The following is a 16,667-nucleotide window of genomic DNA, read 5'->3' on the forward strand; positions in this document are numbered from 1 at the left end:
TACACCGTCAGAGCCACGAATGAGGTAGCTATCCCCTTCTAGTCTCATCTGAAATACTACGTTACAAGCCACGCTAGTATTGTTTATTTAGGGCTTAAATTAGCCCTATGCGCTGACGAGGTATCGAACCCCAAAGCCCTTTAGCTAGCACGGCTATCAGCGCATAAGAAAAAGCCGTATTGCTACGACTTCAATTATTTATTAAGCATACCTTACTTCGACGTTTTCCATCAATTTTGGCAGTGTAACGCCGTCCAGTTTCAGTTCTATGAGCTCATCAAACGACTTTACGATTATCTCCTTGCCATCGTAAACAACAACTATGTTATTTTCTGATTCAGGAAGAATGCTAACAGTTTTACCATCAACTTCAAAATCTGCATCCCAAAGATATTCGCAAAGTTGTTTTAATTCCTTTAGGTTTTGACTATAAGACATCGCCATTCTCACTCCTCTCTTCATCAGTTAACTTCCTGGTTGTTCTCTTCTTGGCTTTTGATTTACTAGGTTCGTGGTAATCAATATCGTGAGCGTATTCCCTGTTTTTTCAAAATGAATGTTTATCTGGTTATCTGTGATTCGTGAAGTGAATATCCTTATACCTCATACCATCATAGTTATAGAAAGAACACCCAAGAATATCACCGTTCTAAGCATTGTGTTGAATCACCTTTCTCGCCTCCCCGACAGGGTGCGGAGTTCCATTGATTACTTCATCCACTTGTACAATACCATTTTCATTAATTTTATGCAATTTCTCTTTGTCCAAATACACTTCAGCAACTGCACAATGACAATATGGGGGCATAGGCGGGGCATTTAGTCCGCTATCAATCTTGTCAATTGGAACAGGTTCCTTCTCGGTATCACGGCCAACCTGTTTACAATAATCGCAAGCTCTTGAATCTGGCATGAGTTTGAAATACTCAAAACCGTTTTCTTTCATAATATCTTTCTGCGCCAAAGTTTGAACTCTAGCATGTTCCGTGATACCTAAACGCTCTGCATTAGTACGGAGCACATCCATGTGTTTTCTAATGCGTCTCGCAATCGTTAAGCCGTTATTTCCACGAATTAAAGCCCTCGTTACCTCAGTTCTAACAAGTTGCCGTAGCTGAGCATTTCTACCCCAGATACGCTCCGACCATTTAGCGCCTTCGAAATTAGCGTTAACAGCCGTCGTCATGTACCTTTCAAGTGTTTTCTTGTTAGGCACCGTCTGATCAAGCAGGCTTCCTCTTACAATTTCGCTCTTATAGCCATTCATCAGATAATCGTTAGTTAATTGACGTTCGCCTTCAGATAAAACCAATAGTTCGAGTTCTAACTCTTGGATAAGAAGCTCTTGACGACCAACAGACATAGAAAAGTTGTAGTCTCGAAGCTCCTTGTTTGCCTCTGGACTAAAATCTTTGTCAGCTACATACTGTTTAGCTTATAGGTAAAACTGGTATCCGTTTTGCTGAGTGTCTAGGACTGACAGTGGATGATATCAACCGAGATACTGGCATGCTGTCAGTCAATAAGACATGGGACTATAAAAACAATACTGGTTTTTTACCGACCAAAACAAAAAGCAGTATCCGAGAGATACCGCTTGATGATGAATTTATAAAATTTATTGACCAGCTACCACCTACCGAGGACGGCAGACTGATGCCTTCCTTGTCCAACAATGCAGTTAATAAGACCTTGCGTAAAATCATTGGGCGTGAAGTACGTGTCCACTCGTTAAGGCACACTTATGCCAGCTATCTAATAGCCCATGATATCGACTTGATTTCTGTATCGCAAGTTTTAGGACATGAAAACCTAAACATCACACTGGAAGTTTACGCCCACCAGTTACAAGAGCAGAAATCACGCAATGACGAAAAGATAAAACAAATTTGGACAGAATGTGGACAAAACGCTTTAAAACCGCATGGTTAAAGGCTTAAAAATGTCCCCTGCCGGAATCGAACCAGCAACGACTCCTTAGGAGGGAGTTGTTATATCCATTTAACTAAGAGGACTTATGAAAAAATCTGCCACGAGGACAGATTTTTTATGTGAAATCTGTAAATTATTTACGGATTTCTTTGATACGTGCAGCTTTACCTTGCAAAGCACGCAAGTAGTAAAGTTTAGCACGGCGGACTTTACCGTAGCGTACAACTTCAATCTTTTCAACACGTGGAGTGTGGATTGGGAAAGTACGTTCTACACCGATACCGCTTGAAATTTTACGAACTGTGTACATTTCTGAGATCCCTTGACCTTTGCGTGAAATAACTACACCTTCAAAGATCTGGATACGTTCACGAGTTCCTTCGACAACTTTCGCGTGAACGCGAACTGTGTCACCAGGACGGAATGATGGGATGTCAGTACGAAGTTGACCTTCTGTCAAACTTTGGATCAATGGATTCATTTTTATATACTCCTATCTTACTAATCTTAAGAGCAACCTCTGTGTCTCAGCGGATTAGCCGTTATTTTTGTGTGTCCATTACACACTCTTAGTATCTTATCAAAAAATTATCAGGATGTCTAGTATCTTATTGCATTTCTAGCATTTTTTGTTGTCCATAAATGCTCGTCTTATGATTTATGAGATAAGCAAAAGCCATGACAATCGCGTAAGGGACTGCATTAGCGGGACCAAAGACTTCAACGCCAATGAAAATAGGGGCTAAAAGGGTATTGGTACTGCTACCAAAGACAGACAGATAGCCTAGACCTGCTACAAGTGGAATTGGAAGTCCTAAAACTGGTGCTAGAACAGCACCAAGACTGGCTCCGATAGCAAACAAAGGGGTTACTTCTCCTCCTTGGAAACCAAGAGATAGGGTAAAGACGGTCAAGAGCAATTTCAAGAGCCAATCCAATGGATAAATGGTCCCACCACCAACACTTAAAGCAATCAAATTCGTTCCAAGACCTGTATAGCGTCCCTTCCACAAAATCAAAAGAAGACAGGTTAAGACGACACTTCCTAAGAGAACACGATAATAAGGATTTGGGAGCAGACTTGCTACTTTCTTTTTAGCTAGTGACAAGAGATAAGCAAAGAGATTTCCTGCAATACCAAAGGCCAAACCTAAAAGAGCTAATTTCATAAACGTCTCAAGGTCAATAGTCAAACTTTCGGAGACAAAGTGGCTAAATTTTTCAAGACCTAAGAGATGGCTTGTCGTACTAGCCATAAAAGATGCAATAAGAGTCGGTACCAAGATTGGCAGACTTAACTGTCCTAGGGTCAAGACCTCAAGCGCAAAGAAGGTCGCAGCGATTGGTGTTTGGAAGAGTCCTCCAAAACCAGCGGCCATACCCATGATCAAGAAAATACGTGAAGCATTCGGGAGCTTAAAATAGCGACTAAAAGCATGAGAAACTGTGGCCCCCAGTTGTACAGCAACTCCCTCACGACCTGCAGAACCCCCGAAAAGGTGGGTCAGCCATGTGGTTACAGTCACAAGTGGAATTAACCTTAGGGGGACTTGATCCTCCTCATTATGTCCAACCTTGAAAATCAAGCCCATTCCCTGTGCCGCCTTACCCGCAAACTTTTGGTAAAGGTAAACTATCAAAAGACCTGCTAAAGGAAGTGCCGGGACTAGATAAAAGAGATGGTGGTCACGAAATTCCGAGAGTCCTATCAGCACGCGCCCAAAAACAGCATCAATCAGTCCAACCAGCACCCCTAACAAGATTGCATAAAGACTTAACATTACTAAATGTAAGTAAGAAAGACCTTGACTATCACTTAATTGTTTTACTTTCATTCTAGATACCTACTTTCTTCCAGCTTACTTGCTTGATAAATGCGTGAACGCTTCATAATATCCGCAAAACTTGCGACGATAGCTTCTTTATATTCGGGATTAAGGACACTAGCGCCTACCTTGTCTAACAGGGCCTGCTCTCGTTCGGGATCATAAATCGCCTTTCCGGTGCGTTGTTTATAAGCACTTACTCGAGTTACCAATTTCATACGTTCTTCCAACAAAGCCACAATCTCATTATCAACGGTGTCTATCTGTTGGCGAATCTCATTTAAGTCCATACTGACCTCCTTTTTTCTCTTCATTATAACAAAAATGACCTGAGGACAAAAGAGCCTCAAGCCATTGAATTGCTTATAAAAAGAGTTTTCTTACCTGACTGATATTACTTTCATTAACAACCAGATACAGGGTTGCTCCTGCTTTTAGACGTGTGTCTCCATGAACAACCTCAGACTGGTCTTGAAAAATCTGAGTGGAAATCAAAACTCCATCAGGTAAGGTTAAATCCTTAACCAATCGACCAGCTAGACTATCTGTAACCGGTAAGTCAATCATCGTCGGTATATTATCAACTTGCTCTGGTTTGTGAGCGATTAGATTGTGAAGCATGGCTTCATAGACAGGTTCTCCTCCCATGAAATCCATGACTAGATAGGCAATCAGGGTCACGACACCAATTGTCATCAATTGGTGAAGGTCACCCACCATCTCAGTCACTAAAATCATAGCAGTTAGCGGTGCCTTAGATACCGCACCGAAATAACCAGCCATACCAAGAATGATAAAAATAGGGAACTGACTGACTTGTAAGAATCCTAGATTTTCAAAAGCTGCCGCAAATACACTACCAGAAAGAGCACCTAGGGTCAAAATCGGCAAGAAAATCCCACCAGGAAAACCTGAACCAAAGGACAACATACTCCAAACAAAGCGAATAGCCAAATAGAGGATAGCCACAGCTAGAGCAGGATGTAAACCATTTAGAGCAAGAATCAATTCATTCCCACCACCTAAAAGATGTGGAAAATAGAGACCAATAGGAATGATAAACAGAACTGCCAAGAGGCCATGAAAATGAGATGGCAAGTGGAAGATTTTCCCTAACCCTTGGTAGGCCTTACCAATACGTAAGACAACCCACTCATAACCGTATCCAAGCACACCTAGAAAAATCCCCAAAACAATAAGAATCCAATAATCTTTCAAAGGAAATACGGGTAATTTTTCTGTCATAGCAAGGACCGGTACCTGGCCAAAGATGCGTAGAGAAACAGCATTGGCCACTAAAGATGCTGTTAAAGCAGTCACCCAAACATGACGAGAGAAATGATGATAGACTTCTTCGACGACAAACAAAAGACCAGCAATTGGGGCATTGAAGGCAGCAGATAACCCTGCTGCTGCTCCTGCAGCAATCAAGACACGCTTCTCACGCGCAGAGAGCTTAAGTCCCTTGGCTAATCCCTTAGCAGTCATAGCACCTAATTGAATACTAGGTCCCTCACGTCCCAACATCAGTCCCATTGAAATCCCAAGGACTCCACCTAGGAATTTACGCCATAAAACTGACCACCAAGACGGATGTAAGAGCCCCATCAGTTCACCTTCAACATGGGGAATCCCTGAGCCCTTTATGTCTTTTTCCTGCTTAATAAGGTAACCAATAAAAAGGGCAATCAAGAGATTAACAAGTACAATTCCCAGAATCAGAAGTGGATTACGAAGGGCGTCTTCGTAAATAGCTACAGAAAATGCGGCCCCTTTGGCAATTAACCAGCGAAAAAGACTGACCACTGCTCCTGCCGTCACCCCCACTAAGAGCCCTCGCCAAACGGACCAAAGAAGATGTTGAGATTGCGTCCTAAAATCTCTTTCTATTTCATTCATAAAAACTCCATTTTTGACTACAATAAAAGCAGACTTTACTCTGCTTTTTTTATGCTAATGCTTCTGAAATTTTTTCAGCGAAAGCTTCGAGGTTCTCGATATCTTCATCTTCAGCAGAAAGATCAACCTTGACACTGTCTGCTCCTTTAGTCGCCCCTGTGAAGGTGAATTGATTTTCAAATTCATCAACTGAGTGACAGAAATAATCGTAGAAAGTATCTCCTGAACCTACAACACCAAAGATTTTACCTGACAAGTCGAGGTCAGCCAAATCTTCGTAAAAGTCAACGATTTCATCTGGCAACTCACCATCACCATAAGTGTAAGTCGCTACGATACAGATGTCCGCATCTTCAAAATCAGCGGCATCAACCGTTGTACACTCGTCTACATCTACAGTGTGACCTAATTCTTCCAATTTTTTGGCAACGATATCTGCGATTTCTTCCGTGTTACCGGTCATACTGGCATAAACGATTTTTGCTAAAGCCATAATGTCCTCCAAAATAATAAATTAGTTATATTATATCATATTTCTTCAGAAAATAAATGACCTAACAACTCAAAAAAACTGCCCATCAGGACAGTTTTAGATTTTGTAAGAGTTCAAAGTGTCGATAAACTAGCCATAAGCCAAGACCAACTATCAGAATGAGAATCACTGCTCTCATGAGACCTCTAAGAAAAGTCAAGAGCCAAGTGAGAAGCATAGAGGTGATTAGCCAACTCCAACCAGAGGCTCCGTAAAGGGTTTGAATACTCTGTATAGAATGACTGGTCAGCGTTTTTACCCAATTGGGAATATAAATCCAAATGCCATCACCTGATAGGCCCAAACGATTGGCAATCATGGTTCCTGTTGTTTGCAACCAAGTAAAGACCCCAGCATTGAAAAGAAAAAGGAAGGTTTGCATGGGGTAACGTCTAGCAAGGCGTTTCAAATAGCGCATGACAGCCCCTCCTTAGTTTGCATAGAGAGCATGGACCGTATCAATATCCACCTGTTGAATTCCGTAATAAGATCCAGCTGATTGCATAACGGATGTCTTAGAGTCATCATGGTCTAAGCCAATGGCATGTCCCAATTCGTGTTCAGCCGTATTCACAATACGCTTGTGAGTATAACCAAAGTCACTATTCAAAAGGAAATAACGGTTTAACTTCACATCTACATGAGTGATGCGATTGGTCAAAACATTGGTTTGAGTGTCTGCTAAACCTGCTGCCTGTGAATTCGCATCGGAATAGTCAGTCGCAACAATATCAGCTGTTGAGGCATCATCAGTTAAAGTAAAGATGAAAGCACCCGTGTTATTCCAGCTAGTAATAGCTTCCTTATAAGCTGCTACCAAGGTTTCATCTGTAGATTGTATATAGATGCTAGCTGTATTTTGCGCCCATCTAGCTCCATTAGACTCTGGAATGGTATCAGTCGTTGATAGGTTAGAGACAACTTTCTCAACGTCATTAGTACTGGTACCACTAAAACCTAGCTCTACTTGATGAAAGGCTTGGTTAATGTTTGTGGCTAAGGTACTTGAAGAATTATTGGCATAGTAGACGAGTCCATAACCAATAAGGGCTAGGACTAGGGCAAGTTTAAATATAGCCCAAATAAGATTCCAAATAAATTGTAAAAGAAGTTTGGGAATATAGAAGATTACTCTGAATAATTTTTTCATTATTGAGCCTCCTTTTCGAAACTTCCCCTAGTATATCAAGCTCTAATAGTTCTGACAAGCAAAAAATATCACTTTAAGCTTTTATCATCTCTTTGATAAGATGTTACAAACTTGACCTATTAAGACAAACGTTCTTCTTTAACGTAATCAATAGGTAACCATTCTAAGTAGGCTTCTAGTTGTTTTTCCCAATAATACCACTCATGTCTTCCATGGTCTGTTCGGTAGTCAATGTCTAAACCAAGGGCATTCAAATCAGCAACTGCCTTATCTTGAGAATCAAAAAGGAAATCCTCAAGGCCACACCAGACAAAGAATTTGGTTTTCTTGTCATGTTGTTTGGCTAGGTTAACCAATTTGTGCTGCTTAATGTCTTTTCCTTCCAAATCGCCAAAGACACCTTGCCAGTATTCCCTAGACTCACTCGTTTCATCTGTAATCATCTCCACTGAGAGTCCAAGAGCACCAGAGAAGGAACCCGCACAAGCAAAGTTATTTGTTGTTAAGGCCAGTTTAAAAGAACCATATCCACCCATAGAAAGTCCAGCGATAAAGGTCTTTTCTCGCTTCTTAGTCATACTCGGAAAGAAACGTTGCATGACTTGAGGAAGCTCCTTAGCAATGGCATCGTAATACTTAACCCCGTAGTTGGTATTTGTATACCAGCCATTTTCCGTGTTAGGCATAATAACAATGAGATTAGTCTTACGAAGGAGACGCTGAATATTGGTACGGAAGGCCCAAGAATTATGATTTCCCCCCATGCCATGAAGGAGATAGAGAACTGGGATGTCCGTATCACTTTCCCTTTCAGCAATCTGATCGCGATCTGGATAGATGACATCCACTTGGCGGTATTGTCCTAGAACATCTGATGAGTATTCAATTTGAAAAAAAGCCATTTGTATTTTCCTTTCTTAATGTTAGAAAAGCTGGGACACCCCAGCTTTTGATTTTAGAACAAAGTCTTATTGAGACTTTTCTCAATGTCTATGGTGCAAACATCATGCTCACACTCTTATGTTTTAGTCAGTTATTAGCGGACTTCCATGACTACTGGAAGGATTGCAGGACGGCGTTTGGTTTGGTCAAAGAGGAACTTAGCCACATCGTCGCGGACAGCTCCTTTAAGTTCACCCCAGTCGAAGCTGTCTCCTGCCAAGTAATTTTCAACGGTAGCATTGACAATGTCAGCAGCCTCACGGAGAATGTCACGGCTCTTCTTCACATAAACGAACCCACGTGTATTCACACGCGCTTTAGAGACAATCTTACGCTCCTTCTTGTTAACAGTGATAGCTACGATAAAGATACCATCTTCAGACAAGACCTTACGGTCACGAAGGACGATATTACCTACATCACCAATGGCATTACCGTCAATCATAACATCACCAGCTGGAACAGCTCCTTCATGAAGGAAACCTTGATCTTCAGACAAGTGCATGATGTCACCGCGTTTAACGATATAAATATTTTCTGGAAGAATACCAACTTCCAAGGCTAACTCTGCATGCGCTTGAAGGTCACGGTACTCCCCTTGAATAGGGAAGAGATACTGTGGACGAAGGAGGTTAACCATCAATTGAAGTTCGCGAGCATTGGCATGTCCAGATACACGAAGGCTCTGCGTAATCATCTTAACAGTTCCACCAGCTTTATAGATAGCATTGTTGACACGTGCCACTACGGCTTCCTTAGCAATGCTTGGAGTTGTTACGATATAAACCAAATCTCCATCCTTGATTTGAACGTAACGGTGACGACCAACAGCCATCTTTTGAAGGCCATCAATTGGTTCACCCATACGACCATTTTCAAGGATAATTAACTCGTGGTCTTCGAACTTGTTCATATCTTTTGGTTTGACAATAAGTTTCTCATGCTCCACAGTCAATTTTTTAAGACGGATGGCTGTGCGGACAATATTTTCTACGTCAAAACCAGTAAGAACAACGCGACGTCCGTGATCAGCAGCTGAATCAAAGACTTGTTGAATACGTACCAAGTTTGAGGCAACTGCAGCAACAATAACACGTCCTTCTGCATCAGCAATAACTTGGTCAATTTCTTGGCCAACTTCTGCTTCAGAAGCTGTTTGTTCAGTACTTGTCGCATTTGCTGAGTCTGACAAGAGGGCCAAAACACCTTCACGTCCGATTTCAGCCAAACGACCTAAATCAGTTTTGTAGTAAGGACGGGCAGCTTGGTCAAACTTGAAGTCACCAGTATAGACAATATTGCCTTGGTCAGTACCAAGAACAATCCCCATTGATTCTGGAATTGAGTGAGTTGTTTTGAAGAATGAAACTTCAGCATCCTCAAATTCAATTTCAGTTTCTGCGTCAATAACATGGAAATTATTGAATTTCTTAACACCAGCATTCTTGACAAAAAGTTTAGCTAACTCGATTGTGAGGGATGATCCAAAGACTGGTGCTTTGACTTCTTGCAAGATATAAGGTAGGGCACCAATGGCATCGGCGTGTCCGTGAGTTAAGAAAATCCCTTGGATACGATCTCTATTTTCAATCAAGTAATCTAAGTTAGGGATGACAAAGTCAACACCTAGTTGTTCATTTTCAGGATACTTTAGACCAGCATCCAAGATAAAGATAGAGTCGTTAATCTCAACAATATAGAGGTTCTTAGCATTTTCACGTACTCCACCTAGGGCAATAATTTTAATATCGCTCATGCTTGTTTTTCTCCTTTTTAGTTTGACTCTCTTCTAGAGCCTATTTTTACAGACGGTCCAAGAAGCTGAACGTTCGTGCGAACAGTCTCCTTGTCGATTTACAGGCCACAACAAAAAGTTGCATACCCTTTAAGTATACAACTTTTTGGCTTATTTTACAATTTAGAGTCAGACTAGGCTTACTCAAACATAGCGTAATAGTCTGTGATATCCAATTGGCCTTTTTCTTCCTTGGTAAGGTCTTTAATGATTTGACCATCCTTCATAACGATAAGACGATTTCCATATTTTAGGGCATCTTCCATGTGATGGGTAATCATCAAAGCTGTTAGATGGTCACCTGTTACAAACTCATCAGTCAACTCCATGAGGGCTACACTGGTCTTAGGATCCAGAGCTGCAGTGTGCTCGTCTAAGAGCAAGAGCTCAGGACGTTTAAGTGTCGCCATCAAAAGACTGAGAGCCTGACGCTGACCACCTGAAAGGAGACCTGCTGGTGTATCTAAGTGCTTTTCTAAACCATTACTGATACGTTCAATCAGACCTTGAAATTCCTCTGTGTAGAGATGAATTTGGCGTGATTTAAGCCCTCGTTTTTCGCCACGGTATTTGGCAATCAAGAGGTTTTCTGCAACAGTCATACGAGGAGCCGTTCCCATTTTAGGATCTTGGAAGACTCGTGAGAGGTATTTGGCACGCTTCTCAGCAGGGAGAGCCGTAACATCTTCACCCATGATGAAAATCTGACCACTGGTCAACATGAGAGTCCCTGCAATGACATTGAAGAGGGTTGATTTTCCGGCACCATTTCCACCAAGAATGGTAATAAAGTCACCTTCTCTAATGGTAAGATTAACATGGTCCAGAATGGTTTTTTCGGTGTCAAAACCGTTATTGACCTTAACAGTCGCATCTTTGAGTTCTACAATAGCTGTCATCGTGATAAGGTCACCCCCTTAAAGAATTTTCGACGTAGGACAGGCGAAATCAAGCAAATAGCCAAAACAATCGCACTAAAGAGTTTGAGGTAGTTAGTGTTAAAGCCAAGAGCAATAACCGCTGTCAAAAGGAACTGATAAAGGATTGAGCCAATACAGATGGCAATCAAACGTTCCAACAGAGTCAAGTTAGTCGCATAAAGGACCTCACCAATGATAATGCTGGCAAGACCGATGACGATAACCCCAATTCCTTTAGAAACGTCGGCATAACCATCCTGTTGGCTAATCAGGGCTCCAGAGAGGGCAATAATACCGTTTGAGATAACAAGCCCCATCACTTCCATATTGTCTGTATTGATACCAAATGATTTGGCCATGTCTCTATTATCACCTGTGGCAATATAAGCTTGACCTAGGCGCGTGTTAAGAAAGGCAATCAAGGCAGTGATAACAATGGTTACCGCAATGAGACCAACAATCAAGAGGTTGTAGTCCTTGCTGAAAGGAAGCAAGTCTTGAATAGTCTTAATATCAAGAAGTCCTAGGTTGGCCCTTCCCATAATCATAAGCATGACTGAGTTAAGAGAGGTCATGACCAAAATCCCTGCCAAAATAGTAGGAATTTCTCCCTTAGTATAGAGGAGACCAGTCACAAGTCCAGCACCACAGCCCGCCAAGACGGCAACCAAGGTCGCCAAGATAGGGTTCCAACCAAAGTTCATAAGGGTTACTGCTACTGCCCCACCAAGAGGGAAGGAACCTTCTGTTGTCAAATCAGGAAAATCCAAGATACGGAAAGTCATGTAAATCCCAAGACCTAGGATTCCGTATAGAAGCCCCTGATAAATAGATGAAATAATCATAAGTCCTCCTTATTTATCAGCTTTAACAGCGATGTCTGACTGTTTAAGCACATCGTCAGGGATGGTGATGTTGAGGTCTTGAGCAACTTTAAGGTTAAGTGTTGGTGTGCCATCATCGATAACATCTACAGGAACATCCTTAACTTTCTTACCTTTAAGAACCTTAACGGCACTACGAGCTGTAGCCTTTCCAAGTTCATATTGGCTTTGAGCAACTGAAGCCAAACCGCCTTCTTTCACCATAGTATCAACCGTCGTATAAACTGGAATCTTAGCTTGGTTAGCTGATGAGATTACTGTTGAAAAGGCTGAGGCAATAGTATTATCTTGAGGCGTCCAGATGGCATCTACCTTACCAGTCATGACTGACATGGTTGTATTGATTTCATTGGTTGATGGAACGGCGTACTCGACCACATTCAGGCCATCTTTTTCTGCGTATTTCTTAAAGCTTTCAACCTGTGATTTGGAATTGTCCTCACTTGAAGCGTAGAGAATACCAATCGTCTTAGCGTTGGGTGTCAGTGATTTGACCAATTCTACTGTCTGCTTAATCGGCACTTGGTTAGAGGTACCGGTAACATTGCCTTCTGGATGCTTGAGATCCTTAACCAATTTTGCCCCAACAGGGTCTGAGATAGCCCCCATGATGACTGGAATATCCTTGGTAGCTGCCGCTAGCCCCTGTGCTGCTGGTGTGGCAATACCGATAACGACATCGTTCTTGTCATTAACCAATTGTTTAGACATGGTTTGAATTTTAGACTGGTCTCCTTCGGCATTTAGGAGGGTGATTTTAACCTTGTCCCCCTTATAACCAGCTTCCTTAAGGCCATCCTCAATTCCCTTCTCGATTTGATCCAGGGCGTCGTGAGTCACGAACTGGAGGATACCTACTTTGACGACCTTATTGGCATCTTGGTGTTCTTTTTTGAAAAAATCTGTACCAATAGAACCGAGCGTCAAGATAGCTAGGAAAACCAAAGTCCAAATTAAACGCTTGTTTTTCATATGTGTCTCCTTCTATAAATTCTTCCTTTCTATTGTAAGTCATTTTCAGTCAATTAGCAATATTCTTAATTTATAAAAATCACCTTGCTCAAAGAAAAAGAATCAGAACAAGATGTCTGATTCTTTTCCCTTATTATTACTGATACTGTGCCAAGTCTAGCTTCATAATAAAAAAGTAAAGGTCACCATATTGTCCTTTGTAGCCAATATCATGTCCGTTTATTGTCACCTTAGTAACTGGTGTTGCATCTGGCAAGGCAATCCAACAAGCTTGCTGGGCTCTGACAAATTCATTGTAATCTTCAAAGGAAGTGTGTTTTTCTTGCTTGGCAGTATTTAAATAAGTTACTTCAATCATTGAGGGACCTCCTTATAATCCTTTACCTAAGGTCTAGATTACGCTTCCTAGAGAGCAAAGTCAATCATGACGACTTAAAAAACAGCAGGCTGGGCCATACAAATAATAGAAGGTCACTTAATGCCAGATCATGTTCATATGCTAGTAAGTATACAACAACGAATGAGTGTGGCTAGTTTTATGGGATATTAAAAAGGTAAAAGTGCATTAATGATGTTTGATAGAAATGCCAATTTAAAATATAAATTTGGAAACAAACATTTTGGGGCAGAAGGTTTTTATGTAAGTACGATAGGACTTAATGAAGCCACAATTAAGAAATATATCTAGGAACTAGTGAAGTATGATACCGCATTGAACAATTAAGTGTGAAAGAATATAAAAATCCCTTCAGTGATAACGGTAAGTAATGCGTCTGCCTCTTTGAGAAGCTTATGACGAATAAAAGAAATAAAGGCTTGAACAAAGTGAAAGACTTCGTCTTAAGACGCTGGTTACTATTATGGACTTATAGCCCTTAATCAAACTACCCGTGAATTAAACTGCACCCCAAAAATTAGACAGAGAAAATCTAACTTTTGGGGTATTTTTATTACTTGAATATACGATATAAGATAACAAAAAACATCGATTGATGACTTTTTCAGTGGAATCCCTATCCGGTCCTCTCTAGATGTTAGCTTTTCATCACCCACTACAGTTGACTGAGAGCTGAGAGCAAAAAAAGAAGACCCCTAGGATCTTCTTTCTATTTAAGTTCTACTTAAATTATTTTACTGTGCGGATACGCATAGTGTTTGTACCACCTGTACCTACAGGAACACCAGCAACGATAACAATGTTGTCACCAGATTCTACAAGACCTGATTCCAATGCAACTTTTTCAGCAACATCAAACATGTCATCAGTTGAGCTTGGTTTTTCAGTAACTACTGGAATAACACCCCAGTTAAGCATCAATGATTTTTGAGTAATTTCATCGAATGTTACAGCCAAGATATCAGCTTCTGGACGGTATTTAGAAATCAAACGAGCAGTGTTACCTGATTCAGTAAGAGCAACAACAAGTTTGATATCCATTGAGTTAGTAGCATCTTTAACTGCAGACGCAACTACTTCAGTCTTAGTTGAACGGTCAAATGTTGATGAATCAAGACGACCATACTCTTTAAGAAGAGTTTGAGCGTTTTTATCAATTGTAGCCATTGTACGAACTGATTCAACTGGGTATTTACCATTTGCAGACTCACCAGAAAGCATTGTAGCATCTGTACCATCGATAACTGCGTTGAATACGTCAGATACTTCAGAACGAGTTGCACGTGGTTTTTCTGTCATTGTTTCAAGCATGTTTGTAGCTGTAACAACAACTTTACCAGCAGCGTTAACTTTTGTGATGATCATTTTTTGGTAAACTGGAACCATTTCGAATGGTACTTCGATACCCATATCACCACGAGCAATCATGATACCGTCAGCAGCTTCGATAATTTCATCGATGTTGTCGATACCTTGTTGGTTTTCGATTTTAGCCAACAATTGAACGTGACCGTTACCAGTTTCTTCACAGATAGCACGAACTTCTTGTACGTCTTTTGCAGTACGTACGAATGAGATAGCGATAAAGTTAAGACCTTGTTCAAGACCAAAACGGATATCAGCGTTATCACGTTCAGCAAGTGCTGGGAAAGGAATTTTAGTGTAAGGGATGTTTACACCTTTTTGTTTAGCGATGATACCATCATTTTCAACTTCAACGATGAATTCACGTTTTTCAGCATCTTTGTCCACAACACGAAGACCAAGTTTACCATCATCGACAAGAACTTGTTTACCAACTTCTACATCGTCAAAAACGTCAAGTGCACCTGCAACGTTCAAAGCGATAACGTCGCGAGTTGATTTGATACCTTGTTTAGTAGCAACACGAATTTGTTCACCAGTTTTGTATGCATACTCTTTAGCATCACCTTCGAACAATTCAGTACGGATTTCAGGTCCTTTTGTATCAAGAAGGAAACCTACTTTTTGACCAGCAAGGTCTTCTGCCATACGAACGACATCCATACGTTCACCTTGTTCAGCGTGGTCACCATGTGAGAAGTTGAAACGGAAAACGTTGGCACCTTCCTTGATCAATTGAGCAATGTTTTTAGCAGATGCTTCGCGGTCAAGTTTTTCACCCCAGTAACCATCTTCACCAAATTTTTTGCCGCCACGGATTTCAACCGCAGGACCAAGTGTTGCAACGATTTTTACACGTTTATTCATGATAAATAAAAACTCCCTTATATTTTTTGTCGCCTTAGCGACGGATTAACAATAATTTAAGTAACTGAGATTAGCTCAAGTTAGACAATGAACGGTTAAGATCTGCAAAGTCAAGACGAGCTCTGTGTGGATTATTAACGATAATTTTACCGTCTTCAGTAAGACTGAACAAAGCGCCTTCTTCTGCTGTACCAAGGATTGGGCTTTCAACAAGCTCTTCATTGTGGATACCAACAGCTACACCACCAATACCTTGTTTAAGGAGGTCAACCGCATGTGCACCCATCCATGAAGCAAGAACACGGTCACGCGCAGTTGGTGAACCACCACGAACCACGTGTCCAATGTTTGTTGCACGAAGATCTGAAGTATCTCCAGCTTCTTTCATTTTAGCTGCAAATTCTTCAGCACCCATAACACCTTCAGCAAGTACGATTACGTGGTGAGTTTTAGCACCTGATTCGTAACCTTCTTTAACTTTACGGACAACTTCGTTGATGTCGTACTCTTCTTCAGGTACGATAATTTGGTCTGCACCAGAAGCAATACCAGCCCAAAGAGCGATATCACCAGCGTTACGTCCCATAACTTCAACGACAAAAGTACGTCCGTGACTGAAAGCAGTGTCTTGAATCTTATCGATAGCTTCTGTTGCAGTTGCAACAGCAGTATCAAAACCAATTGTATAGTCTGTACCAACGATATCGTTATCGATAGTTCCTGGAAGACCAACAGCTGGGAAACCATGTTCAGTCAAACGCATAGCACCATGGTAAGAACCATCTCCACCAATAACTACTACACCTTCGATTCCATGTTTTTTAAGTTGCTCAATACCTTTAAGTTGACCCTCAAGTTGGGCAAACTCAGGATAGCGAGCAGACTGAAGGAAAGTACCACCACGGCTGAGGATGTTGTCTACGCCTTTGGCATCAAGTTGGAAGATATCTCCTTCAACCATACCAGCGTATCCACGGTTAATGCCGAATACTTCAATTCCTTCAGAAATTGCTTTGAGAACAACTGCGCGAGCGGCAGCGTTCATACCAGGGGCATCTCCACCACTAGTCAAAACAGCAATACGTTTCATTATTCCTGATACTCCTTTTATATATTTAACATTTTCATTATAACACAAAGAATTCTAAATGGCTTTAAATTTGAAAAGATTTATCGTTTTTTTTTT

At 41.1% G+C, this 16,667-nt stretch carries 18 protein-coding genes, 1 tRNA gene and 1 pseudogene; 2 read left to right on the top strand and 18 right to left on the bottom strand.

All coding sequences use genetic code 11. The annotated features are described in order from the left end of the window. Window positions 1-201: 201 nt before the first annotated feature. Both HMPREF2877_RS02755 and HMPREF2877_RS02760 read right to left on the bottom strand, forming a co-directional pair. A complete protein-coding gene (locus HMPREF2877_RS02755) occupies window positions 202-444 on the bottom strand; it encodes a hypothetical protein (RefSeq protein WP_013990700.1) in 243 nt (80 codons plus the stop codon). Between the two features lie 205 nt (window positions 445-649). Continuing rightward, window positions 650-1,363 (bottom strand): phage minor head protein, encoded by a 714-nt coding sequence (locus HMPREF2877_RS02760; RefSeq protein WP_014633218.1) that lies wholly within the window; start codon window positions 1,361-1,363, stop codon window positions 650-652. 119 nt (window positions 1,364-1,482) lie between these two features. Between HMPREF2877_RS02760 and HMPREF2877_RS02765 the strand changes: the two genes are divergently transcribed. Then, window positions 1,483-1,932: a site-specific integrase gene (locus tag HMPREF2877_RS02765; RefSeq protein WP_239665625.1), complete on the top strand. Its 450-nt coding sequence runs from the start codon at window positions 1,483-1,485 to the stop codon at window positions 1,930-1,932. 11 nt (window positions 1,933-1,943) lie between these two features. Here HMPREF2877_RS02765 and HMPREF2877_RS02770 read toward each other — a convergent pair. The 14 genes from HMPREF2877_RS02770 to HMPREF2877_RS02835 form a co-directional block, all read right to left on the bottom strand. Further along, window positions 1,944-2,015: transfer RNA gene (locus HMPREF2877_RS02770), tRNA-Arg, on the bottom strand. Between the two features lie 50 nt (window positions 2,016-2,065). After that, window positions 2,066-2,413: a 50S ribosomal protein L19 gene (gene rplS, locus HMPREF2877_RS02775; protein WP_002883489.1), complete on the bottom strand. Its 348-nt coding sequence runs from the start codon at window positions 2,411-2,413 to the stop codon at window positions 2,066-2,068. A 127-nt stretch (window positions 2,414-2,540) separates the two neighbouring features. Further along, window positions 2,541-3,767: a voltage-gated chloride channel family protein gene (locus HMPREF2877_RS02780; RefSeq protein WP_049553836.1), complete on the bottom strand. Its 1,227-nt coding sequence runs from the start codon at window positions 3,765-3,767 to the stop codon at window positions 2,541-2,543. Beyond that, entirely contained in the window at window positions 3,764-4,048 is a 285-nt protein-coding gene (locus HMPREF2877_RS02785) for a chorismate mutase (protein ID WP_049553837.1), read from the bottom strand. Before HMPREF2877_RS02785 ends, HMPREF2877_RS02780 begins: the two co-directional genes overlap by 4 nt. Window positions 4,049-4,121: 73 nt before the next feature. Beyond that, window positions 4,122-5,657, bottom strand: a complete 1,536-nt coding sequence (locus HMPREF2877_RS02790; RefSeq protein WP_049553838.1) for a ClC family H(+)/Cl(-) exchange transporter — start codon at window positions 5,655-5,657, stop codon at window positions 4,122-4,124. A 49-nt stretch (window positions 5,658-5,706) separates the two neighbouring features. Then, complete coding sequence (locus tag HMPREF2877_RS02795; RefSeq protein ID WP_002888085.1) at window positions 5,707-6,150, bottom strand: flavodoxin; 444 nt, start codon at window positions 6,148-6,150, stop codon at window positions 5,707-5,709. Window positions 6,151-6,235: 85 nt separating this feature from the next. Beyond that, window positions 6,236-6,607, bottom strand: coding sequence for a hypothetical protein (locus HMPREF2877_RS02800; RefSeq protein ID WP_037611697.1), 372 nt, complete (start codon window positions 6,605-6,607; stop codon window positions 6,236-6,238). 12 nt (window positions 6,608-6,619) lie between these two features. Beyond that, the gene (locus HMPREF2877_RS02805) at window positions 6,620-7,339 is read right to left on the bottom strand and encodes a matrixin family metalloprotease (protein WP_070578585.1); all 720 of its coding nucleotides are present in this window, start codon (window positions 7,337-7,339) and stop codon (window positions 6,620-6,622) included. A 119-nt stretch (window positions 7,340-7,458) separates the two neighbouring features. Further along, complete coding sequence (locus tag HMPREF2877_RS02810; protein ID WP_070578587.1) at window positions 7,459-8,241, bottom strand: alpha/beta hydrolase; 783 nt, start codon at window positions 8,239-8,241, stop codon at window positions 7,459-7,461. Window positions 8,242-8,375: 134 nt separating this feature from the next. Beyond that, complete coding sequence (locus tag HMPREF2877_RS02815; RefSeq protein ID WP_045772080.1) at window positions 8,376-10,037, bottom strand: ribonuclease J; 1,662 nt, start codon at window positions 10,035-10,037, stop codon at window positions 8,376-8,378. Between the two features lie 179 nt (window positions 10,038-10,216). Beyond that, window positions 10,217-10,975: an ABC transporter ATP-binding protein gene (locus HMPREF2877_RS02820; protein WP_002883503.1), complete on the bottom strand. Its 759-nt coding sequence runs from the start codon at window positions 10,973-10,975 to the stop codon at window positions 10,217-10,219. Beyond that, window positions 10,972-11,841 (bottom strand): ABC transporter permease, encoded by an 870-nt coding sequence (locus tag HMPREF2877_RS02825; RefSeq protein WP_002883493.1) that lies wholly within the window; start codon window positions 11,839-11,841, stop codon window positions 10,972-10,974. Before HMPREF2877_RS02825 ends, HMPREF2877_RS02820 begins: the two co-directional genes overlap by 4 nt. Window positions 11,842-11,850: 9 nt before the next feature. Beyond that, window positions 11,851-12,852: a tryptophan ABC transporter substrate-binding protein gene (trpX, locus tag HMPREF2877_RS02830; RefSeq protein ID WP_014633226.1), complete on the bottom strand. Its 1,002-nt coding sequence runs from the start codon at window positions 12,850-12,852 to the stop codon at window positions 11,851-11,853. A gap of 136 nt (window positions 12,853-12,988) precedes the next feature. Next, on the bottom strand, window positions 12,989-13,210 hold the full coding sequence (locus HMPREF2877_RS02835; RefSeq protein WP_014633227.1) for a DUF4649 family protein: 222 nt from the start codon (window positions 13,208-13,210) through the stop codon (window positions 12,989-12,991). Between the two features lie 96 nt (window positions 13,211-13,306). Here HMPREF2877_RS02835 and tnpA point away from each other — a divergent pair. Further along, window positions 13,307-13,620: pseudogene (gene tnpA, locus HMPREF2877_RS02840) on the top strand (IS200/IS605 family transposase); the annotation flags it as partial. A gap of 358 nt (window positions 13,621-13,978) precedes the next feature. Here tnpA and pyk read toward each other — a convergent pair. Both pyk and pfkA read right to left on the bottom strand, forming a co-directional pair. Further along, the gene (gene pyk, locus HMPREF2877_RS02845) at window positions 13,979-15,481 is read right to left on the bottom strand and encodes a pyruvate kinase (RefSeq protein ID WP_004182640.1); all 1,503 of its coding nucleotides are present in this window, start codon (window positions 15,479-15,481) and stop codon (window positions 13,979-13,981) included. Between the two features lie 70 nt (window positions 15,482-15,551). Beyond that, window positions 15,552-16,571 carry a 6-phosphofructokinase gene (gene pfkA / locus HMPREF2877_RS02850; protein ID WP_049528851.1) on the bottom strand — a complete coding sequence of 340 codons (1,020 nt, stop codon included), beginning with the start codon at window positions 16,569-16,571 and terminating at the stop codon, window positions 15,552-15,554. Window positions 16,572-16,667: the final 96 nt, after the last annotated feature.

Source organism: Streptococcus sp. HMSC072D03, assembly GCF_001812855.1.
GTDB classification, from domain to species: domain Bacteria; phylum Bacillota; class Bacilli; order Lactobacillales; family Streptococcaceae; genus Streptococcus; species Streptococcus salivarius_D.